The organism is Flavobacterium cheniae (genome assembly GCF_004363695.1).
Taxonomy (GTDB): Bacteria; Bacteroidota; Bacteroidia; order Flavobacteriales; family Flavobacteriaceae; genus Flavobacterium; species Flavobacterium cheniae.
Genome location: NZ_SNZC01000001.1, coordinates 986,793 through 1,008,949 on the forward strand (window position 1 = coordinate 986,793; position 22,157 = coordinate 1,008,949).

Annotated in this window: 26 protein-coding genes and 1 tRNA gene; 16 read left to right on the plus strand and 11 right to left on the minus strand. The window is 32.1% G+C overall.

Features of this window, described 5'->3' with window-relative positions; translation table 11 throughout:
- Positions 1-10 precede the first annotated feature (10 nt).
- Positions 11-1,129, minus strand: coding sequence for a molecular chaperone DnaJ (gene dnaJ / locus C8D80_RS04800; RefSeq protein ID WP_133607903.1), 1,119 nt, complete (start codon positions 1,127-1,129; stop codon positions 11-13).
- A 60-nt stretch (positions 1,130-1,189) separates the two neighbouring features.
- Positions 1,190-1,729 carry a nucleotide exchange factor GrpE gene (locus tag C8D80_RS04805; RefSeq protein WP_394364575.1) on the minus strand — a complete coding sequence of 180 codons (540 nt, stop codon included), beginning with the start codon at positions 1,727-1,729 and terminating at the stop codon, positions 1,190-1,192.
- Positions 1,730-1,908: 179 nt separating this feature from the next.
- Between C8D80_RS04805 and C8D80_RS04810 the strand changes: the two genes are divergently transcribed.
- Positions 1,909-2,571 carry a YceI family protein gene (locus C8D80_RS04810; RefSeq protein WP_133607907.1) on the plus strand — a complete coding sequence of 221 codons (663 nt, stop codon included), beginning with the start codon at positions 1,909-1,911 and terminating at the stop codon, positions 2,569-2,571.
- A 28-nt stretch (positions 2,572-2,599) separates the two neighbouring features.
- Here the strand turns inward: C8D80_RS04810 and C8D80_RS04815 are convergent, their stop codons facing one another.
- Both C8D80_RS04815 and C8D80_RS04820 read right to left on the minus strand, forming a co-directional pair.
- Entirely contained in the window at positions 2,600-3,505 is a 906-nt protein-coding gene (locus tag C8D80_RS04815) for a TIGR01777 family oxidoreductase (protein WP_133607909.1), read from the minus strand.
- 119 nt (positions 3,506-3,624) lie between these two features.
- Positions 3,625-4,080, minus strand: coding sequence for a DUF4442 domain-containing protein (locus tag C8D80_RS04820; RefSeq protein WP_133607911.1), 456 nt, complete (start codon positions 4,078-4,080; stop codon positions 3,625-3,627).
- 232 nt (positions 4,081-4,312) lie between these two features.
- On the opposite strand from C8D80_RS04820, the gene C8D80_RS04825 reads away from it, so the two are divergent.
- From C8D80_RS04825 to C8D80_RS04840, 4 genes are all read left to right on the plus strand, one after another.
- Complete coding sequence (locus C8D80_RS04825; protein ID WP_133607913.1) at positions 4,313-4,642, plus strand: PadR family transcriptional regulator; 330 nt, start codon at positions 4,313-4,315, stop codon at positions 4,640-4,642.
- A 5-nt stretch (positions 4,643-4,647) separates the two neighbouring features.
- Complete coding sequence (locus tag C8D80_RS04830) at positions 4,648-6,372, plus strand: PspC domain-containing protein (protein ID WP_133607915.1); 1,725 nt, start codon at positions 4,648-4,650, stop codon at positions 6,370-6,372.
- Positions 6,373-6,393: 21 nt separating this feature from the next.
- Positions 6,394-7,119 carry a head GIN domain-containing protein gene (locus C8D80_RS04835; RefSeq protein ID WP_133607917.1) on the plus strand — a complete coding sequence of 242 codons (726 nt, stop codon included), beginning with the start codon at positions 6,394-6,396 and terminating at the stop codon, positions 7,117-7,119.
- Between the two features lie 299 nt (positions 7,120-7,418).
- On the plus strand, positions 7,419-8,255 hold the full coding sequence (locus tag C8D80_RS04840; protein WP_133607919.1) for a GIN domain-containing protein: 837 nt from the start codon (positions 7,419-7,421) through the stop codon (positions 8,253-8,255).
- A 25-nt stretch (positions 8,256-8,280) separates the two neighbouring features.
- Here the strand turns inward: C8D80_RS04840 and C8D80_RS04845 are convergent, their stop codons facing one another.
- Genes C8D80_RS04845 through msrA form a run of 3 tightly spaced genes read right to left on the minus strand, consistent with a single transcriptional unit; the run spans position 8,281 to position 9,854 of the window.
- Positions 8,281-8,595 (minus strand): hypothetical protein, encoded by a 315-nt coding sequence (locus tag C8D80_RS04845; RefSeq protein WP_133607922.1) that lies wholly within the window; start codon positions 8,593-8,595, stop codon positions 8,281-8,283.
- 47 nt (positions 8,596-8,642) lie between these two features.
- Complete coding sequence (folE, locus tag C8D80_RS04850; RefSeq protein WP_133607924.1) at positions 8,643-9,311, minus strand: GTP cyclohydrolase I FolE; 669 nt, start codon at positions 9,309-9,311, stop codon at positions 8,643-8,645.
- A gap of 15 nt (positions 9,312-9,326) precedes the next feature.
- Entirely contained in the window at positions 9,327-9,854 is a 528-nt protein-coding gene (msrA, locus tag C8D80_RS04855; RefSeq protein WP_199757202.1) for a peptide-methionine (S)-S-oxide reductase MsrA, read from the minus strand.
- Positions 9,855-10,134: 280 nt separating this feature from the next.
- On the opposite strand from msrA, the gene C8D80_RS04860 reads away from it, so the two are divergent.
- Together C8D80_RS04860 and C8D80_RS04865 are read left to right on the plus strand one after the other, a co-directional pair.
- Positions 10,135-10,800 carry an ABC transporter ATP-binding protein gene (locus C8D80_RS04860; RefSeq protein ID WP_133607928.1) on the plus strand — a complete coding sequence of 222 codons (666 nt, stop codon included), beginning with the start codon at positions 10,135-10,137 and terminating at the stop codon, positions 10,798-10,800.
- 1 nt (position 10,801) lies between these two features.
- A complete protein-coding gene (locus tag C8D80_RS04865; protein WP_133607930.1) occupies positions 10,802-11,560 on the plus strand; it encodes a TIGR02757 family protein in 759 nt (252 codons plus the stop codon).
- A gap of 32 nt (positions 11,561-11,592) precedes the next feature.
- Here the strand turns inward: C8D80_RS04865 and C8D80_RS04870 are convergent.
- Positions 11,593-11,666: transfer RNA gene (locus C8D80_RS04870), tRNA-Ala, on the minus strand.
- Positions 11,667-11,758: 92 nt separating this feature from the next.
- On the opposite strand from C8D80_RS04870, the gene C8D80_RS04875 reads away from it, so the two are divergent.
- From C8D80_RS04875 to C8D80_RS04905, 7 genes are all read left to right on the plus strand, one after another.
- On the plus strand, positions 11,759-12,331 hold the full coding sequence (locus C8D80_RS04875) for a pentapeptide repeat-containing protein (RefSeq protein WP_133607932.1): 573 nt from the start codon (positions 11,759-11,761) through the stop codon (positions 12,329-12,331).
- Between the two features lie 11 nt (positions 12,332-12,342).
- Positions 12,343-12,840 (plus strand): glycine-rich domain-containing protein, encoded by a 498-nt coding sequence (locus C8D80_RS04880; RefSeq protein WP_133607934.1) that lies wholly within the window; start codon positions 12,343-12,345, stop codon positions 12,838-12,840.
- Entirely contained in the window at positions 12,837-13,607 is a 771-nt protein-coding gene (locus C8D80_RS04885; RefSeq protein ID WP_133607936.1) for a hypothetical protein, read from the plus strand. The genes C8D80_RS04880 and C8D80_RS04885 overlap by 4 nt, the downstream gene beginning before the upstream one ends.
- 88 nt (positions 13,608-13,695) lie before the next feature.
- Entirely contained in the window at positions 13,696-14,232 is a 537-nt protein-coding gene (locus C8D80_RS04890) for a DUF2975 domain-containing protein (RefSeq protein ID WP_133607938.1), read from the plus strand.
- A 3-nt stretch (positions 14,233-14,235) separates the two neighbouring features.
- Positions 14,236-14,442, plus strand: coding sequence for a helix-turn-helix domain-containing protein (locus C8D80_RS04895; RefSeq protein ID WP_133607940.1), 207 nt, complete (start codon positions 14,236-14,238; stop codon positions 14,440-14,442).
- 87 nt (positions 14,443-14,529) lie between these two features.
- On the plus strand, positions 14,530-14,844 hold the full coding sequence (locus C8D80_RS04900; protein ID WP_133607942.1) for an HPF/RaiA family ribosome-associated protein: 315 nt from the start codon (positions 14,530-14,532) through the stop codon (positions 14,842-14,844).
- 191 nt (positions 14,845-15,035) lie between these two features.
- Positions 15,036-15,548 carry a hypothetical protein gene (locus C8D80_RS04905; protein ID WP_133607945.1) on the plus strand — a complete coding sequence of 171 codons (513 nt, stop codon included), beginning with the start codon at positions 15,036-15,038 and terminating at the stop codon, positions 15,546-15,548.
- A gap of 228 nt (positions 15,549-15,776) precedes the next feature.
- On the opposite strand, the gene C8D80_RS04910 is transcribed toward C8D80_RS04905, so the two are convergent.
- On the minus strand, positions 15,777-18,407 hold the full coding sequence (locus C8D80_RS04910) for a valine--tRNA ligase (protein ID WP_162845037.1): 2,631 nt from the start codon (positions 18,405-18,407) through the stop codon (positions 15,777-15,779).
- Positions 18,408-18,604: 197 nt separating this feature from the next.
- Here C8D80_RS04910 and C8D80_RS04915 point away from each other — a divergent pair, with 197 nt between their 5' ends.
- A complete protein-coding gene (locus C8D80_RS04915; protein WP_162845032.1) occupies positions 18,605-19,030 on the plus strand; it encodes a DUF1573 domain-containing protein in 426 nt (141 codons plus the stop codon).
- Between the two features lie 31 nt (positions 19,031-19,061).
- On the opposite strand, the gene C8D80_RS04920 is transcribed toward C8D80_RS04915, so the two are convergent.
- Positions 19,062-20,375, minus strand: a complete 1,314-nt coding sequence (locus C8D80_RS04920) for a retropepsin-like aspartic protease (RefSeq protein WP_133607949.1) — start codon at positions 20,373-20,375, stop codon at positions 19,062-19,064.
- A 124-nt stretch (positions 20,376-20,499) separates the two neighbouring features.
- Between C8D80_RS04920 and C8D80_RS04925 the strand changes: the two genes are divergently transcribed.
- Positions 20,500-21,693, plus strand: a complete 1,194-nt coding sequence (locus C8D80_RS04925; protein WP_133607951.1) for a pyridoxal phosphate-dependent aminotransferase — start codon at positions 20,500-20,502, stop codon at positions 21,691-21,693.
- Positions 21,694-21,780: 87 nt separating this feature from the next.
- On the opposite strand, the gene C8D80_RS04930 is transcribed toward C8D80_RS04925, so the two are convergent.
- The coding region (locus C8D80_RS04930; RefSeq protein ID WP_133607953.1) for a T9SS type B sorting domain-containing protein at positions 21,781-22,157 on the minus strand (377 nt) is incomplete at its 5' end.

Genomic DNA, 22,157 nt, shown 5'->3' on the forward strand with positions numbered 1-22,157 from the left:
ATTTATTTAATTATGAAAACATATCTTTAACTTTTTCGAAAAAAGATTTATCTGACTTTTCTGGTTTCGGAATAAAGTTTTCATCTGTAAGCATTTTCTCAAAAAATTGCTTTTGTTCTTTGTTTAATGTTTTTGGTGTCCAAACGTTTACATGAACTAGTAAGTCACCGTTTCCATAAGCATTTATACTTGGAACACCTTTACCTTTCAGTCTCAGTATTTTACCTGATTGAATTCCATCTTCCAACTTGATACGAACTTTTCCAGAAACGGTATCAATTTCTTTAGAAACTCCTAGAGCAGCTTCAGCAAAACTAATATATAAATCGTAATGTAAGTTTTCACCTTCGCGTTTTAAAAATTCGTGTTCAACTTCTTCGATAGCAACAATTAAATCACCTGGAATACTGTTAGTTCCTGGTGCTTCGTTACCTTTTCCTGCTACTTTTAATTGCATTCCGTCAACTACTCCCGCAGGAATTTTGATTGAAACGGTATCTTCTTCTAACAACATTCCTTGTGCATCTGCACCAGCTGGTTTTTGGTCTAAAATTTGACCCGAACCACTACAAATATGACAAGTAGCTGCGGTTTGCATTCTACCTAAAATGGTGTTAGCAATTTTCATTATTTGTCCAGAACCATTACAAGTAGGACAAGTTCTATAAGTTACACCTTTAGCTTGAACTTTACGTTTTACTTTGACTTTCTTTTCAACTCCATTAGCAATTTCTTCCAAAGTTAATTTCACTTTTATACGAAGATTGCTTCCTTTTACTCTACGTTGACCTCCGCCACCGCCAAAACCAGAAAATCCGCCACCGCCAAAAGCGCCACCAAAAATATCACCAAACTGGCTGAAAATATCATCCATATTCATGTGCTGACCACCGCCAAATCCACCACCATCAAAAGCTTGGTGACCATATTGATCATATTTAGCTTTTTTGTTGGCATCGCTTAAAACTTCATAAGCTTCAGCAGCTTCTTTGAATTTTTCTTCCGCTTCTTTATTGCCTGGATTTTTATCAGGGTGAAATTCGATTGCTTTCTTGCGATATGCTTTCTTAATTTCTTCTGGTGTAGCATTTTTTGAAATGCCTAATATTTCGTAAAAATCTTTTTTCATTACATCTTGTATTATAATATGTAGAAAAAGACAAGTCATAACTTGTCTCTACGGTAAAAATTATTGTCCGATTACAACTTTAGGGAAACGAATAATTTTGTCACCTAACTTGTACCCTTTTTCAATTACGTCAACAATTTTACCTTTTAATTTATCATTTGGTGCTGGAATTTGAGTAATAGCTTCTGCAAAATCAGCATTAAAAGCGTCACCTGCTCTCACTTCTACTTCTTCCAAACCTTTTGAAACTAAAGTACTTCTTAATTTATCATGAATCAATTGCACACCAGTTACTAATGCTTCATCATCAGACTTAGAAACTTGTGCCCATGCTCTGTCAAAATCATCTAAAACTGGCAACATGGCTTGTAAAACTTCTTGATTTGCTGTTTTAAACAAATCGATGCGTTCTTTGGCAGTTCTTCTTTTATAATTTTCAAATTCAGCAAAAAGACGTAAAAATTTATCTTTTTCGTTACTTAATTCTTCTTGCAATTGTTCTTCTACCGACAAATCTGGTGTTGGAATTCCTTGAGTTTCTGAAACATTTTCTTCATTAATGTTGTCCTTTTCGATGTTTTCAGTACTTTCTTGATTCATATTTTTGAATATTTTTTTAAACATTTTTACTTTAGTAAATGGAATTGCAAATGTATTGCCAAATGTTTAAAAATGTCAAATTGTCAGCCAAATTTATTTGAATTAAAATTTTAGCAAGCTTTTAAGACAATTTAAAAATTCGATTTATTAAGTTTGTGAGAACTAAAAAAAATTAAAACATGAAAAAAAGCATCTTAAGTTTATTTGTTTTGGCTACTATTTCTATGAATGTAGCTTGTAAAGGAGAAAAAGAAAATGTTGAAGCAGGCGAAGTAGCAACTGCAACTGCCGAAAGTACAACATATGTGGTTGACACAAAAATATCAGTAATTGAATGGATTGGTTCTAAACCAGCTGGAAAACACAATGGAACTATTAATTTAAAATCGGGTGAAGTTGCCGTTATGAATGATAGTATTCAAAGCGGGAAATTTGTAATCGATATGAATTCTATTGTAGTTACCGATTTAAAAGCAGGCGACGGAAAAGAAGATTTAGAAGCACACTTAAAAGGAACCGGCGATAAAGAAGGTGAAGATCATTTCTTTAACGTAGGTAAATTTCCAGAAGGAATGTTTGAAATTACTTCTATCACTTCTGAAAATGGAAAAGCTACTGTAAACGGAAATTTAACTTTAAAAGGAGTTACAAAACCTGTAACATTTCCTGCAACTGTTGCGTATGAAGGAAACAACATGACTTTAACTTCTGATTCTTTCCAAATTAACAGAACTCAATGGAATGTTAACTACGCTTCAAAATCAATCTTTGATGATTTAAAAGATAAGTTTGTAAACGATGAAATTGAATTGGTTGTAAAATTAAAAGCAACAAAACAATAAAAACAAAAACCGCCAATTGGCGGTTTTTTTATTTCAATAAATCATTCAAAGCTTTATCTAAGGATGCGAATTTGAATTGGAAATTTTCATCTAAAAGCTTACGACAACTTACATGTTGACTCGAAAATAAGATTTGATGCATTTCGCCTAATATCAATTTCATTGCAAATTTTGGAATATTAGGTAAAAACAAAGGTTTCCCAAGTGTTTTTGCAATTGCTTTTGTTAATTCAGAATTGGTAACCGGATAAGGCGCCACTCCATTATAAATACCAGGTAATCTATTTTCCATAACAAATTGGAAAATGGCTACTAAATCTTGAACATGAATCCAAGATTGGTATTGTTCACCTGAACCAAACGCTGCTCCTACTCCATATTTAATCGGTTTTGCCATTTCTTGTAAAGCACCACCGTTTTTAGCAAGTACAATTCCGATTCTAATTTTAGAAACGATTATTTCTAATTTTTCAAATTGACTGACTTCGTTTTCCCATTGTTTCACAACATTACCAAGGAAAGAAACATCAATATCTAAATCGGTTTCATGGTAGATATCGGTTAAACTATCTGGATAAATTCCAACAGCTGAAGCCGAAATGATTTGTTTTACTTGATGGGAATTCTTTTGAAGTGTTTTATATAACAATTGAGTTGAAAGTACACGGCTTTCAATAATTTCTTCCTTATAAGCTGTGGTCCATTTTTTTGCCACATTAGCCCCAGCCAAATGTATGATAACTTCAACGTCTGTTAAGGCCTTCGTATCAATTTCAGCGTTTTTAGGATTCCAATAAAAACCTTTGTAGTTAGTATTGGTAACTAATTTACTTTTTGATGTGGACAAATAATGAACATTGTGCCCGTTTTGTAGCAACAAATTCACCAATTCTTGTCCAACTAATCCCGTAGCTCCTGTTATTAATACTGTCATTTTCTTTTTCCTTTTTCTCAAATTTACTATCAATAAATAAGGAATGAAAGTAAATTAACTTATGTTTAGGATTAGTTTTAAGTTGAATGCAAGAAGTTGAAAGTTTGGGATTAAAACTTCTAAGCTCTTACTTTAATTGTCCATTCAAATTGCATTTCCGAAACTTGTTCTCCTTTTTCGTTTTTACCAATTGAAGTTAACCAAATCGTTTGTCCTTCATTAGTAGCTACTGCTTTTTGAATGGTTTCTTTAATTGCTGTTCCTTGATTACAAGTAAAAGTAATTCTTCCCGTAGCTTTTTTTGTGAATACACTTTTATTTTGAGCCACTAACATTGAGATGTTTTTCTTGCTTTCTTTTATCTGATACATGACTAAAGCTCCCGTTGTAAACTCGGCTGCCATAGCTTGAACCGCAAAATACATGGAATTAAACGGATTCTGGTTGAACCAACGATGTTTTACGGTAACCTCACAAACTTCTGGTGAAATTGACTTAACGCGAACTCCACTCCAAAAAGCAGAAGGCAGTTTAAAAAAGGTAAAAAGATTCAGTTTTGCAGGTGTAAACTCCATAATTCATTGATTTATTTTGTAAAAATACAAAAAATACTATGCATTCCTACTATTTTTTTAAATGTTAATTTTATGTTAAATATCAGTACTATGCGTAACAAGATACCTTATTTTAGACTTATCTTTGTATAAGAAATTAATAGGTAATCTAATTTCAATCATCAAATCAATCATTGCGCAAGCAAAACAAATCAAAAAATGAACAGTCTAATTAAAAAAAACAAGGGGAATTATGAACATTGAAAACACTAAAGCACAAATGCGAAAAGGTGTTTTGGAATTCTGTATCTTATCGGTCTTAAAAGAAAAAGATGCATACACTTCTGAAATATTGGATACGCTAAAAAATGCTAAATTACTAGTTGTGGAAGGCACCGTTTACCCACTACTAACAAGGCTAAAAAACGATGGATTACTAAATTATCGTTGGGAAGAATCAACATCGGGACCACCAAGAAAATATTACGGTTTAACCGATGAAGGCAAAGAATTTTTACAAGAATTAAATGGCACCTGGAAAGAATTAGCAGATGCAGTAAACATAATAACAAGTCAAAACTAAAGGTCATGAACAAAACAATAAGTATAAATTTAGGAGGTTTTTTCTTTCACATCGACGAAGATGCCTATCAAAAATTATCGCGTTATTTTGATGCGGTGAAGCGTTCACTTTCGCCTGATGGAAGAGACGAAATAATGAAAGATATAGAAAGTCGTATTGCCGAACTTTTTCAAGAGCGTTTAAAAAACGACAAACAAGTAGTAGGTTTAAGCGAAATCGAAGAAGTAATTTCGATTATGGGACAACCAGAAGATTATAAAATTGATGACGAAAAAACATCATACCAATCTAGTTCTTCTTCATCAACTAATTTCTATTATCCGTCAAAAAGATTGTATAGAGATAAAGAAAACGGAATGATTGGTGGTGTAATGGCTGGATTAGGTCATTATTTAGGGGTTGATTCGTTGTGGTTAAGAATCTTAATGGTGATATTATTCTTTGGATTTGGAACTGGTTTATTTGTATATATCGTATTATGGATTTTAGTTCCAGAAGCGATTACAACTACTCAAAAATTAGAAATGAAAGGGCAACCCATAACCATCTCTAATATCGAAAAAAAAGTAAAGGAAGGTTTTGATGATATTACTTCGAAAATAAGTAGTATCGACCATGAAAAGATTACCAATAGTGCAAAATCTGGAGCTTCAAGAATTGGATCATCAATAGAAGAAGTTATTACCACAATATTTAAAGTATTTGCAAAAATAATAGGTTCATTTATCTTATTTTTCTCAGCAATAGCATTGTTAGGCATTGTTATAACAAGCATTATTATGATATTTTCATCAACAATGCCAGAGAACTATATTTTAAATCACATTCAAACACCTATTGGATTAGAAACACCACTTTGGGCACAAGGAATACTATTTTTATTAGGATTTGGAATTCCGTTATTTTTCTTATTCATTTTAGGATTAAAATTAATGGTTAACAACCTAAGATCGATAGGTAATTATATAAAATATAGCTTATTAGCTGTTTGGATTGTTGCAGTAGGAATTATTATTTCATTGGGAATTAACGAAGCTTCTCAATTAGCTTTTGATGGAAAATCAGTTCAAAAAGAAGTGATTACGATTGCACCAACGGATACGTTGAAAATCAAATTCAAAAACAATGATTTTTATTCGAAAAGTATTTACAGAAATCACGATTTCAAGATAACGCAAGATGAAGGTGATAACGAAATTATTTATTCTAACAATGTGAGTATTGAAATCAAAGAAACTGATGCAGCTGCTCCTTATATGTTAATTGAGAAATTAGCTAATGGAAAATCAACTTCTCAAGCAAAAAAGAGAGCTGAAAAAATTAAATATGAATATAAAATTGAAGGCAACACCATCATTTTAGACAATTATTTATTGACTGCTGTTGAAAATAAATTCAGAGGTCAGGAAGTAGAAATTTATCTTTATTTACCAAAAGGAACTATCTTCCAAACTGATGAAAGTTTTAGTAACTTTGACAGAAGTGATTACGGGTTTTTCGATGAAAACGAATATGATACAAAAAATCCAGTTTATAGAGTGGATGCCGATAAAGTAAGATGTTTAAATTGTTTAGCGGAAGAAAATAGAGAAAACAATGGAATAGAAAATGAAGATTCTTCTGCAACCATCTATTATGACGAGAATGGAGTTTTGATTAAAAAAGAGGTTAAAGTAAATGAAACTGATTCTTCAAAAACCAAAGAAATCATTACAATAAAAACTAAATAAGAACTACTAAAAAATTAAAACATGAAAACGACTTTAAAATTAGTTGCTCTATTACTAACTCTTAGTCTTGCCTCGTGCAATGCTAATCTAAATTTAGGAGATGGTATTGATGGAAGCGGAAACGTGGTAACCGAAAAAAGAACTATCGACGCTCCTTTTACTAAAATTGATGCCAGTACAGGTGTTGAAGTAATTGTAGAACAAGGCGCAACTACAGAAGTAGAAGTGGAAGTAGATGATAACTTGATGGAGCATATTGTTACAAGAGTTGAAAATGGAACTTTAATTGTAAAAATTGAAGGGAATATTAATACAATGGAAAGTGCAATTGTTCGTGTAAGTACAAAAACTATCGAAGGGTTAGAATCTTCTAGTGGTGCAACTATTCGTTCAAAAAACACTTTAAAAGGAACAAATTTAGCTTTAAAATCAAGTAGCGGAAGTACAATTAATACCGATTTAGAATACGAAAAGGTTAGCAGCGAATCAACAAGTGGTAGCGAAATTAAACTATCTGGTAAAGCACTTACTTTAGATACTAAATCGTCAAGCGGAAGTGAAATAGATGCCAAAGACTTAGCTGCAAACGAAATCACAGCTCAATCTACAAGCGGAAGCAATACAACCGTAAATCCAATTGTATTGTTAAATGCAAAAGCCTCTAGCGGAAGTTCTATTGATTATGTTAAAGAACCAAAAAAAGTGATTAAAGAAGAAACTTCTGGCGGAAGTGTGAGCCTTAACTAATTAACAAATAATTAGTATTTAATTAACAGCTTTGTTTCAAGCATTTTATAATTTTACATTAACAACTAAAAACTTCACTCTCATGATTAAGTTGATAATTCAAGTCGTAGAATTTGTTTTTACTCTAGTAGTAAATTTAATAGATTCCATTATATAAAACAATGAAAGCATCAGTATTTAAACTGGTGCTTTTTATTTTTTTCTCCCTATCAGATAGCGTTAATTTTTTTAATCTATTTCTGAAAAAATAAAATTGGAACAAATTTTGTGTATGTTTGTGATATCAAATTATCATAAAAATGACAAAAAAAATATCTTTTCTATTTGCGCTTTTATTTATCACTACAATTGCTGTAGCTCAAAAAAAAGAAAAAATTAAAGGTTCAAAAATTGTAACCGTTTCGGTTAAAGAAATTCCTGCATTTGAAAATATTGAAATCAATGACAATTTTGAAGTTTTCTTAGTAAAAGCAGATAAAACTTCTCTAGAAATTGAAGCCGATGATAATCTTCACGAAATCATCAATTATGAAGTCGTTGCTGGAACATTAAGAGTTTCGTCTTTGAGAGAAGCTACTGGAGCAAAAAAATTCGCATTACGAATTAACTATACTTCCGATTTAAAATTAATCACTGCAAAAAATGAAAGCTCTGTTCATGCTTTAGCTGATTTAGAATTAGAAAACATTACCGTTAAAAATTATGATAATTCTAGAGCATTCTTAAATGTGAAAGCTAACTATTTTGCGTTAGTTTTAAATGATAAAGCAGAAGCAGAAATCAACGTAAAAGCAGAAAACACTTCTTTGGAATTAAGTAAAAATGCTGAATTAAAAGCTTTAGTTACATCACCTGAATTAAAACTAGACATGTATCAAAAAAGTCAGGCTACAATTGAAGGCAATTGTAATAATGCTAAACTAAGATTAGATAACTCTTCATTACTTATCGCAAAAAAACTAGTAATAGCTACTTTAGATTTAACTATGGAAGGTTATGCAAAGTGCTATGTTAATGTAACAACCAACCTCACTTTATCAGCATCAGGAAAAACTGAAGTAGAACTATTCGGTGAATCAAAAATTCAAATTAATAAATTCATCAATAACGCAACATTATCTAAAAAAGAAAAATAAAAAAAGGAGCTTTATGCTCCTTTTTTTATTCCTGTCCTTTTCCGCCTTTAATGACGTAAGTATAAAACCAAGTTATAGTAAATGTTGGCACAAAATCTATAAACGGAACCAACTCTTCTATAAAGCCAAAAACACCAGCTAATTTCCCAATAGTTCCTCTATACATTGTGATTAATAATATTCCTGAAATGGGTGCCCAAACTAAATCGGTCACTTCTGCAAATACAGGAACTATATAAGACAACATTCCTATTCCATCAAACAACAAACTCAAAATTAATTTCGATGTTTTATCGCTTTTTACGGGTTGAACTGGATTATTAATTGCTTTTTCTATCATTTCTTATTTTGTAAATTCTATTACGAATATACAAAATAGATGCCAAATTATTCTTTATGAATCATTTTATAAAAATCGTCACGGAATTCTTTCTGATTGAAAACACCACCATACTGTAAAGTTGACGTAAAACTGCTTTCATCTTTAATACCGCGACTCGAAACACATAAATGAGTAGCTTCCATCACCACAATCACATTATCAGTTTCTAAAACCGTTTTTAGTTCGTTGAAAATTTGCATAATCATACGTTCTTGTACTTGTGGACGTTTCGCATAGTAATCTACAATACGATTCAGTTTGGATAAACCAATTACTTTTCCAGAAGAAACATAACCAATATGCGCTTTCCCAACAATCGGTAAAAAATGATGCTCGCAAGTTGAATTGAAACTGATGTTCGCTTCCACCAACATTTTATCATATTGATACGAATTATCAAAAACCGAAATCTTTGGTTTGTTTGCAGGATTCAATCCTGAAAATATTTCCTGAACAAACATTTTTGCCACGCGATGCGGTGTTCCTTGCAAACTGTCATCAGTTAAGTCCAAACCTAACTCTTTCATGATAATTTCAAAATGGTGTTCAATAACTTCCATTTTTTGAGCGTCAGATCGAACAAAAGCATCTGGTCGTAACGGTGTTTCCACAGATGTCATTTGATGATTGTCACCAATAATGTCGAATATTTCTTTTTCAATAGTAGTGTTCATAGCAATTTTTCCCTTCTATTTTAATTTCGATTTATAATACTTGCGCAATTTTTCTAATTTTGGTGCAATCACCATTTGACAATAACCTTGACTTGAATTTTGATTGTAATAATTTTGGTGATACTCTTCTGCATTATAAAACACACTAGCCGAAGACACTTTCGTTACAATCTTTTTATCATATAATTTTTCTTTTTCTAACAACTGAATGTAGTTTTCTACTTTCGTTTTTTGAGCTTCCGAATGATAGAAAATCTCACTTCTATATTGTGTTCCTACATCTGCACCCTGACGATTTAGAGTGGTTGGATCGTGTGTTGCGAAGAAAACTTCTAATAAATCTTCATACGCCACTTCATTCGGGTTAAATGTAATTTGAATCGCTTCTGCATGACCTGTTTCTCCCGTACAAATATCCTTGTAAGTTGGATTTTTAGTTGTTCCACCAATATATCCCGAAACCACTTTATCTACTCCTTTTATCTCTAGGAAGACCGCTTCGGTACACCAAAAACAGCCTCCAGCAAATGTTGCTACTTCCATACCTTCTTTTACTTTTATTTTTACAGGTTCTTTAAATTCTTCTTTTACGATTGGTTTTTCTTTTGCGGTACATGAACCAAAAACCAAACCCAAAACTAACGACAACCCTTTTAAACTATTTCTCATAAATTACATTCGTTTATTTTGTTTAACAAATCTACAAAAAAATTAAACATAAATACTATTTTAACTAAACTTTATTAATTGAGATACGTGAATAGATTTCGAATAGTTTTTTTATTAGCCAAAAATCTTTGTTTCTTTGTAGAAATGTTCCATTATGATTACGGCAAAAAATCTACATAAATATTATGATTCGCTTCATGTTTTAAAAGGAGTGGATTTACACATTAAAAAAGGAGAAATCGTTTCTATTGTTGGTGCTTCGGGTGCTGGTAAAACGACTTTACTTCAAATTTTAGGCACTTTAGATTTACCTGCCAAACAAAACGATACCGTTTTAGAAATCAATGGTGCATCGGTTTTGAATTTAAAAGACAAAGAACTTTCTAAATTTAGAAACCAACATTTGGGATTCATTTTTCAGTTTCACCAATTATTACCTGAATTCACTGCTTTAGAAAATGTTTGTATTCCTGGATTTATAGCCAATCGCGATAAAAAAGAAGTGGAAACCGAAGCCAAACGTTTATTATCTTATTTAGGTTTAGCCGAAAGAACACATCACAAACCAAGCGAACTTTCAGGAGGAGAGCAACAACGTGTTGCGGTTGCGAGAGCTTTAATTAACAAACCAGCTGTTATTTTTGCCGATGAACCTTCAGGAAATTTAGATACTACAACAGCCGAAAACTTACACGAATTGTTCTTTAAATTGCGTGATGAATTTGGGCAAACCTTCGTAATTGTGACTCACAATGAAGAATTAGCCAACATGGCAGATAGAAAACTAACGATGGTAGATGGGAATATTGTAAGTTCTTAAAATGACACAATCCGAGTTAAAAGATTTTCTAGACGAAAAGGTTGAATTATACAACAATCCGAATTTCATTGAAAGCGATCCAATTCAGATTCCGCATTTGTATTCGGTTAAAGAAGATGTTGAAATTGCTGGATTTCTGGCAGCTACAATTGCTTGGGGAAATCGCAAAATGATTATCAACAATGCGAAGAAAATGATGGATTTAATGGGAAATTCGCCTTATGATTTTGTCATGAATCATTCAGAATCACACTTAGAATCGTTAGAAAATTTCGTTCATCGTACTTTTAATGGAAAAGACTTTGTAGGATTCGTTAAAGGTTTACAACATATTTACCAAAATCATAACGGATTAGAAGCGGTTTTTTCGAAAGAAAATCCAACGATGCAACATACGATTTCAGAATTCAAACAATTGTTTTTTGAAGTACCACATTTATCACGAACTGAAAAACACATTTCAGATCCGTTGAATGGTTCGGCGGCGAAACGCATTAATATGTATTTGCGTTGGATGATTCGTAAAGATAACAAAGGTGTCGATTTAGGCATTTGGAACAGCATCTCTCCTGCGCTACTTTCTTGTCCATTGGATGTACATTCGGGAAATGTGGCAAGGAAATTAGAATTGCTGAGTCGCAAACAAAACGATGCTAAAGCTTTAGCGGAATTGGACGAAAATTTAAGAAAATTAGATTCGAATGACCCAGCCAAATACGATTTTGCATTATTTGGACTAGGCGTTTTTGAAGGGTTTTAAAAACAAAAAATCCTGCCGAAACAGGATTCTTGTGGAGAAGATGGGGCTCGAACCCACGACCTCTTGACTGCCAGTCAAGCACTCTAGCCAACTGAGCTACATCCCCAAAATTTTCACGAATATAGCTTTTTTAAACACATAAGTTTCTTTTTGATTCGATAAAAAATTGAAGTAGTTTTACATTTCTAAACTAAAACCATGCACGCAGATTATATTATCGACCAAAATTTCTCTGATATTACTTATGCTGAAAGCGATGTAAAATACAAAGAATACGAAAATTGCACGTTTACGAATTGCGATTTCAGAGCGTGTTCGTTTATTGCGGTAACGTTTATTGACTGCAACTTTATCGATTGTAATTTTAGAGGCACGAAGATTAATCATGTGTCGTTGCGTGATGTTTGGTTTACGAAATGCGATTTTACTTCGGTGAATTTTGCTATGACGGATCAAATTTTATACGAATTCCACTTCAAAGATAGTTTGCTTGATTACGCACAATTCTACAGTTTAAAATTGAAGAAAATGCAATTCATCAATTGCAGCATGATTGCTGTTGATTTTATGGAAAGTGATTTATCGGAAGCCATGTTTGACAATTGCAACTTAAGACATGCTGTTTTCATAGGCACAACAGCTCACAAAACCGATTTTTCCACGAGTTATGATTTCATCATTGACCCTGAAAAAAACAAACTAAAACGCGCTGTTTTTTCTACTGGAAATTTGTCTGGATTGTTGAAAAAATATGATTTAGTTATTAAATAAAAATAGAAAAAATGACAGAGGCTCAAGAAATACTCTGGAAAAAAATTAAGGAATTTGAAATTGACGAACCTTCATCTGCTTTGACATTTACAGAACGATTAGCAAGAGAAAATGGTTGGTCAATTGAATATACATTAAGAGCAATCGAAGAGTACAAAAAATTTATGTTCTTAATTTGTATTGCCGAACATCCATTAACACCTTCAGACCAAATTGACCAAGTTTGGCATTTACATTTACTATATACTCAATCATATTGGAATGATTTCTGCAAAAACACGCTAAACAAGACAATTCATCACGGTCCAACAAAAGGAGGCATGGATGAGAACACCAAATTCACAAATTGGTATGAAAAAACAAAGGAACTTTATAAATTGATTTTTGAAATCTATGCTCCAGAAGATATTTGGGAACCAAGCCACATTCGATTTAGTGAAAACAACTTCCAAAGAATCAATTTGAATCAAAATTGGATAATAAAAAAACCGTCAATATTTAAAAAGTGAAATATCTATCTCAACTTACACCAGCTGAAACATTAATAATTCTTAAAGACAAAGACACTCGTTTAAAAGAAGTATTAAAAGTAACTTTAATGGATTTATTGTTAAAACAAGTTTTGAAAATTGAAGAAGTTTATAAACAAACAGGACGAACAGATGAGCAAAGACTATACGAATATATTGAAACGGGTAAGAATTTTAGATTTTATAACTCATTACCACATGAAAATGTATTTTTAAATATATTTCAAAAAAATGAGGACTATCGTTATCTTTTCCGTCATGTTGTTAAAGTTGGATATGAAAATGCGAAATCACATAACTACTTTCATAAACTAATCCGAAAGAGCCCTAATATTTCGGAATGCTTCAAGGAAAACTTTATCTTTTACTTCATTGGTTACAATTTTAAAACTTCTAAACACGAACAACTTAGAAGAGAACTTCAAAAAGAAATTAATCACCTTGAAGTACAACTACCTTCAATTATTCAAAACGATAAAGAGAAAGCTTTGGAAATTTTAAAAGAGATAAAAGGGAATATTTTTCTTCTATCCACAATAGAATTTGATTTATTAAAACAAATAGACCAAACCATTTCTACAGAAATGAATAGACAAACCGATAATTCATTTGGATGTTCAGGCTGCTCTTGGAGTCATTTTGAAAGCTATTCAGAAAGTTTTGATAGTAGTTGTAGCGGCGATACTGGTTCCTCTGATGGAGGCTGCAGCGGATGTAGTGGTTGTGGAGGCTGTGGAGGTGATTAAATCACTATTTATCAAAAAATATTAAATTTTTATTGTTTTTCAATAAATTTTTATTGACATTTGCAATGTAATTTTAAACTTTGTAGTTATGTCAAAAACAAACAACTTCGTATTTTGGGGCTTATATGCTATAGCTTGGCTTATTTTTGTTGGCTTATCCATTGAAACTGGAGCCATAATCGTTAATTTCTTTTTCAGCCTTTATAACCCTGAAATTATTCAAAATCTGTATCAAAAGTTAGACTTAATGGCTATGTATAACGACAGTAAATTAACTTTTTATGGTGTTTATAGTTTTATACTTATCATTTCCATTTTAAAAGCGTTTCTATTTTATGCCGTAATTCATCTCATGCACAAAATGGATTTATCAAAACCGTTCAACACTTTTGTGGCAAAACAAATTTTACTTATTAGTTATTTCACCCTATCGATTGGAATATTAAGTCACATTGCGAGACAAATAGTTAAAAGTTTAATGCATCATGGTTTTGTTCCCGATAACTTAAACCAATTTTGGGCAGACAGCGGGGCTTTTATTTTAATGGGAGGTGTTATCTATATTATCGCGATTATCTTTAAAAAAGGAATCGATATTCAAAACGAAAACGACTTAACAGTGTAACGTATGGCAATTGTAGTAAACTTAGATGTGATGATGGCAAAACGTAAAATGTCGCTCAACGAACTTTCGGAAAAAGTAGACATTACCTTAGCCAATTTGTCCATCTTAAAAACAGGAAAGGCAAAAGCAGTACGTTTTAGTACGCTTGAGGCCATTTGCAAAGTCTTAGATTGTCAGCCAGGCGATATATTAGAATTTGTGGAAGATTAGAATTAGGACTTTTTTAACGCTATTGAATTTGTAAGACTGAAAGAATATTCGTAAGTTTAGGTATTAATAATTTAATCCCTTAACGCTATGTTAGTTCAAATTCACACCGACAAAAACATTGAAGGCGGAAGCCGTTTTGCAGAATATTTTACAACCGAAATTAAAAATGAATTAGCACGATTTGACGAAATTGTAACCCGAGTTGAAGTTCATATTACCGATGAAAATGGAAATAAATCTACTCCAAACGACAAAAAATGTGTCATTGAAGCCAAAGTAGAAAAAAAACAACCCATTGCCGTTACCGCTAATGCCGATAGCCCAGAAAAAGCCTTTTTTGAAGCATTAGAAAAAATCCAACGTGTTTTAGATACGACGGTAGAAAAAATAAAAGAACATTAAAAACAAGCAATCCCGAGTTTAGGCTCGGGATTTTTTTTTGTTTACTAAGATTGTATTTAAACTAATGTGTGCTTAATAATTTATAAGATTTTTTATATATTTACTAAAATAAAGTATGACAAATATCATACATATCCACCCAAAAATACATTTAAACGAATTAGCAACGATACTCAAGAAAATTTACCGTAATGAAAGCGATCACCACTATCATTTATTTCTTTACACTGATTTCGGCACAACAATTAAGTTCACAAAATTTAGAGTTGGGCGTTAACGAAATTAATTCCTACAAAAATGAAAATTATGTAGTTCCGAATAACATCGAATTTATTTTTTCGGGTAATCCAAGATATATCAAATATTTTTTTTCTGACTTTGAAGAAAAAATTAAACCACTTTGTCGAAAATATAATATTGAATTTTCATTAAAGTATTTGGATGAAAAGGTGCATTTTACATCATTGAATTATAATACGACTAATAGCTACATTGTTCGGTTGCACATTGATCGATCTGAGGTAATCGCTGAAAATAGCGGGCATAACAGAATAATTAAATTTGTTTTTAGTGGACAAGTGAAGAAAAACGAGGAGGATACTTCTGTATTAGATTTTACATCAATTGTAAAAGGGATTCATGATATTACAAATCAGAATCAAGCTGTTGCTGATTACGTCGCAGAAAAAATTATGAAAAATTAATACCGTTGCTAACACACACTAAACTTCATTGCTTCATTTTGGATACCGTCAGCACCACTCTACTAATAATATTACTAAATTAAAGAAAATACTCAGCTAACCAAAACACAGTGAGAGTTTAACGTAGAACGTTAAAAAAGCTGTTTATGGTTACTAGCCATTCTTAAAGTATAAACAAAAAAATCCCGAGCTCAAACTCGGGATTCTTTATATAAACCATTTTGGTTATTATTTCAAACCCTCTAAACTTTGTTCTAAAGTCGCAATTTTTGCTAAAGCGTCAGCTTCTTTTTTGCGTTCGTTGGCAATTACTTGTTCGGGTGCGCCGGCTACGAATTTTTCGTTAGACAATTTTCCTTGCACCGAGCGTAAGAAACCTTTGGTGTAATCTAACTCTTCGGTTAATTTTGCAATTTCTGCTTCTACATCGATGTTTCCAGTAATTGGAATAAAATACTCATTCGATTTCACACGATACGATAACGCGCCATCTACTTTATCTGAAACGTATTCTAAAGCAGCAACATTACCTAACTTCTGAATCACTGAATCAAAATACGTTGACGCTTTTTCATTGTTCACCACTTTTAATTCCATCGCATCTTTAAATGGAATGTTTTTGTCTTTACGAATCGTTCTAATTCCAGAAATAACTTCGGTAGCAAAATCAAAATCAGCAATTAATTTTGCATCAAACGATTTAGCTTTTGGCCACTCACCTACTATCAAAGCTTGTTCTGGCGTTCTTTCGGCAATATGGTGCCAAATTTCCTCTGTTAAAAACGGCATGAACGGATGTAACAATTTCAAGTTATTTTCTAACATTTCAATTGCTTTGTCAAACGTAGCACGATCGATTGGTTGTTGGTAACCGGGTTTTATCATTTCTAAGAACCACGAACAAAAATCGTCCCAAACCAATTTGTAAATCGACATTAAAGCATCAGATAATCTGTATTTATCAAAGTTATCTTCAATTTCGGCTAAGGTTTGTTGTAACTTCGCTTCGTACCATTCGATTGCTACTTTTGAAGCTTCTGGTTGAGCAATATCAGCCACTTCCCAACCTTTGATTAGTTTGAAAGCATTCCAAATTTTATTAGAGAAACCCTTACCTTGGTTGCATAATTCTTCATCGAATAAAATATCATTTCCTGCCGAAGCACTTAATAACAATCCAACACGAACACCATCAGCACCAAATTTCTCAATTAGTCCAAGCGGTTCAGGCGAATTTCCTAATGATTTTGACATTTTACGACCTTGTTTGTCACGAACTAATCCCGTTAAATATACGTTTGAAAATGGTTTTTCTCCAGCATATTCATAACCTGCAATAATCATACGCGCTACCCAGAAGAATAAAATATCTGGACCCGTAACTAAATCATTGGTAGGATAATAGTATTTAAAATCTTCATTTTCTGGATTTAAAACACCACCAAAAACAGCCATTGGCCATAACCATGAAGAGAACCAAGTGTCTAATGCGTCAGCGTCTTGTTTTAAATCTGCTGCTGTAAGTGATGTGTTTCCAGTTCTTACTTTCGCAAGCTCAACTGCTTTTTCGATATTTTCTGCTACTACAAAATCTTCTTTTCCGTCACCAAAATAGTAAGCTGGAATTTGTTGTCCCCACCACAATTGACGTGAAATATTCCAATCGCGAATATTGTTTAACCAATGTGCATACGTATTGTTAAAACGACTTGGATATAATTTAATTTCGTCTGATTCTAAAACCGCTTTGATGGCTGGTTTTACTAATTCTTCCATGCTTAAGAACCATTGGTCTGACAATCTTGGTTCGATTACCGCTTTGGTTCTTTCAGAAGTTCCAACTTTATTTAAATGCGTTTCGGTTTTTGCTAAAGCGCCGATAGTTTCTAATTCTTTCGAAATCTCTTCACGAACTACAAATCTGTCTTTTCCTTGATAATGCAATCCGAATGAATTCAAAGACGCATCTTCATTGAAAATATCGATAATTTCTAAATTGTGTTTGTCACCTAACGTTTTATCGTTTGTATCATGAGCTGGTGTTACTTTTAAACATCCTGTACCAAATTCTACATCAACATATTCGTCTTCGATAATAGGAATAACTCTACCACAAATTGGAACAATAGCTTTCTTCCCTTTTAAATGCGAAAAACGTTCGTCATTTGGATTAATACAAATTGCAGTATCTCCAAAAATAGTTTCTGGACGCGTAGTTGCAACGGTTAAGAAATCTTCCGAACCTTCAATTTTATATTTGATGAAATATAATTTTCCTTGACGTTCTTCAAAGATTACTTCTTCATCAGACAAAGTCGTTTTAGCTTCTGGATCCCAGTTTACCATTCGGTAACCACGGTAAATCAAACCTTTGTTGTATAAATCTACAAACGAGTGAATTACAGACGCTGACATATCGTCATCCATAGTAAACTTAGTACGACTCCAATCGCAAGAACAACCCAATTGTTTTAATTGCTCTAAGATGGTTCCTCCGTATTTATCGGTCCATTCCCAAGCGTGTTTTAGGAATTCTTCGCGAGTTAAATCGTTTTTATTGATGCCTTCTTCTTTTAACTTAGCTACAACTTTAGCTTCGGTCGCGATAGAAGCATGGTCAGTTCCTGGCACCCAACAAGCATTGAACCCTTTTAAACGCGCACGACGAATTAATACATCTTGAATGGTGTTATTCAACATGTGTCCCATATGTAAGACTCCTGTTACGTTTGGTGGCGGAATTACAATGGTGTACGGCGTTCTGTGGTCGGGTTTGGATGTAAAATAATCATTTTTCATCCAGTAGTCGTACCACTTTTGTTCTACTTCTTTAGCGTTGAATTGTGCAGGAATCATTATATTTTTTTCTTGTTTAATTATTGAATCGTTGAACAGTTTGACTGTTCTTTTTAACATTCCAAAATTTAATTTGGTATGTTTTTTGTATTAGTAACTGCAAAAGTAACTATATCACGAAAATAAAAAAAATGTTAGGAGTAGTTTGTTGGTTGCTTATATTTAATTAATTTTACAACAACCTATTAATTTATAAGATGATGAAAAAATTACTTGTTTATTTAACTGTATTAGTTGGGATGGCTTCATTTGCTCAAACGGGTCCAAAGATTGAGTTTAAAGAGGAAACCATAAACTATGGCGAAGTTGAAAAAGGAAAAGATGATGGGATTAGAGTTTTTGAATTCACGAATACTGGTGATGCTCCGCTTATTATTACCAATGCAAAATCGAGTTGTGGTTGCACTGTGCCTGAATGGCCAAAAGAACCAATTGCACCAAATAGTAAAGGACAAATTAAAGTTCAATACAACATGAATCCTGGTCCTATTAGTAAAACGATTACTATTGAAAGTAATGCAATAAACAAACCAAACGGTATGGTTCCTTTACGAATTAAAGGTACAGTTATTGTTAAGGAAGAAGTTAGTCCGTTAGTTAAAAAGAAAACGTTTCCGAATTCATAAATAAAAAGTCCCAATTTAGTTGGGACTTTTTTTATAGGATTTTTTCAAGTTTAAATTTAAAGGTTAGAATTTTTCCTTTTCGATCAACGACTATTGTTATTTGCTTACCATCTTCGGATGTAAATAAATCATTAAAAAAATCAATTTTCACATTTAATGCTTTTCTACCATTTATCTTAACTATTAAATCTCCTTCTTTAAGACCAGCCCTAAATCCGGGAGAATTTTCCCTGATAGCATATATCTCATAAATTGGTTTTAATTCATACTTGAAATCAACAACTTTTTCATAGAAGTTGATTACTTTATCCACTTCATTGTTTTTTCTATCTAAAGATGTCACTTCATACTTTACCCATTGAGATCCTTTGTGTTGTATTTCTAAACCCGACATATTGTACTCAAAAGGCAAATTAAACAATTGGTTCTTTTTAAAATAAACTTTATTGTTTTTATAATCAAAAAACCAATTAAAACGCTTTAAAAACTGTCCGCCTAATGAACCATTTCTACCATTAGTAATATTTAATCCTTTAAAAAACTCTTTCTCTGGGTAAGATACGAGTGCTTCTTTAATTATATATTCAGATAAAAAAACTTCTTTAACTTTTGCACGCTTTCCGGATACAACACCAGATAGACCGTAACCAAGTATATCTGAAAAATAATTACTCTCACATTTTATAGTATCATTCTCAAATAACCAAAGACCATCAGCCAAACCTGTATCAAGTAATAATTTCAAATTATTTGGAGCTTTTTCAATAACAACAGGAATTATAACATATGGCTTTCTATTTTCTATGATTATGGGGGCCCATTGATACTTCCTTAATTTTTTTAAGCTTTTTTTAAAATTTTTATGTAATATTAATTGTTTTGCATCGTAATCAACTTCAACTAAAAACTGTTCGAAGAAACTGGCTCCTAAAATACCATTAATTTGAATTCCTGTTATATTTACAATATCAATTTGCTGATTGGGTACAATTAAAATATCAAAATCAACATTGGTATACTGTTTAATTTTTAGAATATTATTTTTTGCTAAATACGCATCCATTAAATCATTTTTACCTACCCCTTTTATTTTAATTAATTCTGTTTCCTTTATAAAAATTGAATCATTTGCTGGCAGACTAAATAACATACTTTCATCTGATCCTGTATCTGCAATCATTTTTAACTTAACGCCATTAAAGACGACATCAACAATCATGAGATTATGGGAAAGTTCAAACGGTATTTTTATTTTGTCTTTTTTTGAATTCCAAACAATAGAATCTTGAGCAAAAGATAATGCACCAAATAAAATTAGTATTCTTAAGAAGAATATTTTTGTCATAAATTTTTTATTCTAAGATAATAAAAACATAAATACAAATAATTGATTTAACATTTTTTAATGTGTTGTTTTACTAATATCACAAAAAAAAATCGCAATTTTGCACATCTTTAAAAAACAAGTCATGCCAAAAGTTTCCGTTAAAGGGCAACAAATGCCAGAATCTCCAATTAGAAAATTGGTTCCATATGCAGAAATTGCTAAGAAAAAAGGTCACAAAGTATATCATTTGAATATTGGGCAACCTGATATTAAAACTCCAGAAGTGGCGCTACAAGCTGTAAAAAATGCCGACATAACGGTATTAGAATATAGTCATTCTGCTGGTTTTGAAAGCTATAGAACTAAACTTTCTCAATACTATAAAAATCACGGATTACCAATAGACACACAAGATATTATCATTACGACGGGTGGCTCAGAAGCTTTGCTTTTTGCTATGGGAAGTACAATGGATACAGATGATGAAATTATTATCCCAGAACCATTTTATGCCAATTATAATGGGTTTTCAACTGCATCAGGCGTAAAAGTTGTTCCAGTAATTTCAGGAATTGAAACTGGTTTTGCTTTACCTCCAATTGAAGCTTTTGAAAAATTAATTACTTCAAAAACAAAAGCTATTTTAATTTGTAATCCAGGAAATCCAACAGGTTATTTATATTCTAAAGAAGAAATTCTAAAACTAGCTGAAATCGTAAAAAAACACGATTTATTTTTAATTGCCGATGAAGTGTATCGCGAATTTATTTACGATGGCGATAAGCATTTTTCAGTTATGAATGTTCCTGGATTAGAAGAAAATGCTATCATGATTGATTCGGTTTCTAAACGTTATAGTATGTGTGGAGCTCGAATTGGCTGCATTGTTTCTAAAAACAAAGAAGTTATGGCTACTGCTATGAAATTTGCTCAAGCTCGTTTAAGTCCTCCAACTTATGCACAAATTGCAAGTGAAGCTGCTTTAGAAACTCCACAAAGTTATTTTGATGATGTTATTTCAGAGTACAAAGATCGTAGAGATACTTTAATTACCGAATTAAATAAAATTGAAGGTGTAACAGTTGCTACTCCAAAAGGTGCTTTCTATTGTATTGCAAAATTACCTATTGATAATGCGGATAAATTTGCTCAATGGTTGTTAGAATCATACGACTTAAATGGAGAGACAGTTATGGTAGCTCCCGCAGCAGGATTCTATTCTACACCAAATGTTGGGTTAGATGAAGTTCGTATAGCTTATGTTTTAAAGAAAGATGATTTAATCAAATCAGTTCAAATTTTAAAAGAAGCTATTACTGTTTATAATAAAAAGTAATAAAAAATTATAAAAAAAGAGTTCACTAGTACTAGTGAACTCTTTTTTTTGTGAAATAAAAGCAATCCCAAGGATTGCTTTTATTGTTTATCTAATTAGTGAAAAATGCGCTTTAAACTGTTTAGCGACTCCATTTTCCATGTAATCTAATGAGAACCAGTAATCGGTTGCTGGAAGTAATTCTTGATTGTATGTTCCATCCCAACCCTCGCTATCGTCTGTAGCACTTAGTTGTTTTACTAATTTACCATAGCGGTCAAAAATATACAACTTAGCTCCTGGTTGGTTTAATCCTCTGATATTCCATGTATCATTGATACCATCTCCATTCGGTGTGAAGTAATTTGGATAGTCGATTATGGTTACTAATTGTGTCATAAATGTACATCCTTCTGTATCAACAACAGTTACTAAATGTTCCCCAGCACTTACTCCTGTAAACACATTAGAAGACTGTAGTGGAC

Excerpts from the sequence above, each read along its gene's own strand:
- C8D80_RS04820 (WP_133607911.1), bottom strand. The coding sequence starts at position 4,080 with ATGGAGTTTACACCTGCAAAACTGAATCTTTTTACCTTTTTTAAACTG.
- folE (WP_133607924.1), bottom strand. The coding sequence starts at position 9,311 with ATGAACACTACTATTGAAAAAGAAATATTCGACATTATTGGTGACAAT.
- C8D80_RS04860 (WP_133607928.1), top strand. The coding sequence starts at position 10,135 with ATGATTACGGCAAAAAATCTACATAAATATTATGATTCGCTTCATGTT.
- C8D80_RS04920 (WP_133607949.1), bottom strand. The coding sequence starts at position 20,375 with ATGACAAAAATATTCTTCTTAAGAATACTAATTTTATTTGGTGCATTA.
- C8D80_RS04865 (WP_133607930.1), top strand. The coding sequence starts at position 10,802 with ATGACACAATCCGAGTTAAAAGATTTTCTAGACGAAAAGGTTGAATTA.
- C8D80_RS04825 (WP_133607913.1), top strand. The coding sequence starts at position 4,313 with ATGAACATTGAAAACACTAAAGCACAAATGCGAAAAGGTGTTTTGGAA.
- C8D80_RS04810 (WP_133607907.1), top strand. The coding sequence starts at position 1,909 with ATGAAAAAAAGCATCTTAAGTTTATTTGTTTTGGCTACTATTTCTATG.
- C8D80_RS04915 (WP_162845032.1), top strand. The coding sequence starts at position 18,605 with ATGAAAAAATTACTTGTTTATTTAACTGTATTAGTTGGGATGGCTTCA.
- C8D80_RS04840 (WP_133607919.1), top strand. The coding sequence starts at position 7,419 with ATGACAAAAAAAATATCTTTTCTATTTGCGCTTTTATTTATCACTACA.
- dnaJ (WP_133607903.1), bottom strand. The coding sequence starts at position 1,129 with ATGAAAAAAGATTTTTACGAAATATTAGGCATTTCAAAAAATGCTACA.
- C8D80_RS04925 (WP_133607951.1), top strand. The coding sequence starts at position 20,500 with ATGCCAAAAGTTTCCGTTAAAGGGCAACAAATGCCAGAATCTCCAATT.
- C8D80_RS04815 (WP_133607909.1), bottom strand. The coding sequence starts at position 3,505 with ATGACAGTATTAATAACAGGAGCTACGGGATTAGTTGGACAAGAATTG.
- C8D80_RS04895 (WP_133607940.1), top strand. The coding sequence starts at position 14,236 with ATGGCAATTGTAGTAAACTTAGATGTGATGATGGCAAAACGTAAAATG.
- C8D80_RS04805 (WP_394364575.1), bottom strand. The coding sequence starts at position 1,729 with ATGAATCAAGAAAGTACTGAAAACATCGAAAAGGACAACATTAATGAA.
- msrA (WP_199757202.1), bottom strand. The coding sequence starts at position 9,854 with ATGGAAGTAGCAACATTTGCTGGAGGCTGTTTTTGGTGTACCGAAGCG.
- C8D80_RS04900 (WP_133607942.1), top strand. The coding sequence starts at position 14,530 with ATGTTAGTTCAAATTCACACCGACAAAAACATTGAAGGCGGAAGCCGT.
- C8D80_RS04830 (WP_133607915.1), top strand. The coding sequence starts at position 4,648 with ATGAACAAAACAATAAGTATAAATTTAGGAGGTTTTTTCTTTCACATC.
- C8D80_RS04880 (WP_133607934.1), top strand. The coding sequence starts at position 12,343 with ATGACAGAGGCTCAAGAAATACTCTGGAAAAAAATTAAGGAATTTGAA.
- C8D80_RS04905 (WP_133607945.1), top strand. The coding sequence starts at position 15,036 with ATGAAAGCGATCACCACTATCATTTATTTCTTTACACTGATTTCGGCA.
- C8D80_RS04875 (WP_133607932.1), top strand. The coding sequence starts at position 11,759 with ATGCACGCAGATTATATTATCGACCAAAATTTCTCTGATATTACTTAT.
- C8D80_RS04890 (WP_133607938.1), top strand. The coding sequence starts at position 13,696 with ATGTCAAAAACAAACAACTTCGTATTTTGGGGCTTATATGCTATAGCT.
- C8D80_RS04835 (WP_133607917.1), top strand. The coding sequence starts at position 6,394 with ATGAAAACGACTTTAAAATTAGTTGCTCTATTACTAACTCTTAGTCTT.
- C8D80_RS04845 (WP_133607922.1), bottom strand. The coding sequence starts at position 8,595 with ATGATAGAAAAAGCAATTAATAATCCAGTTCAACCCGTAAAAAGCGAT.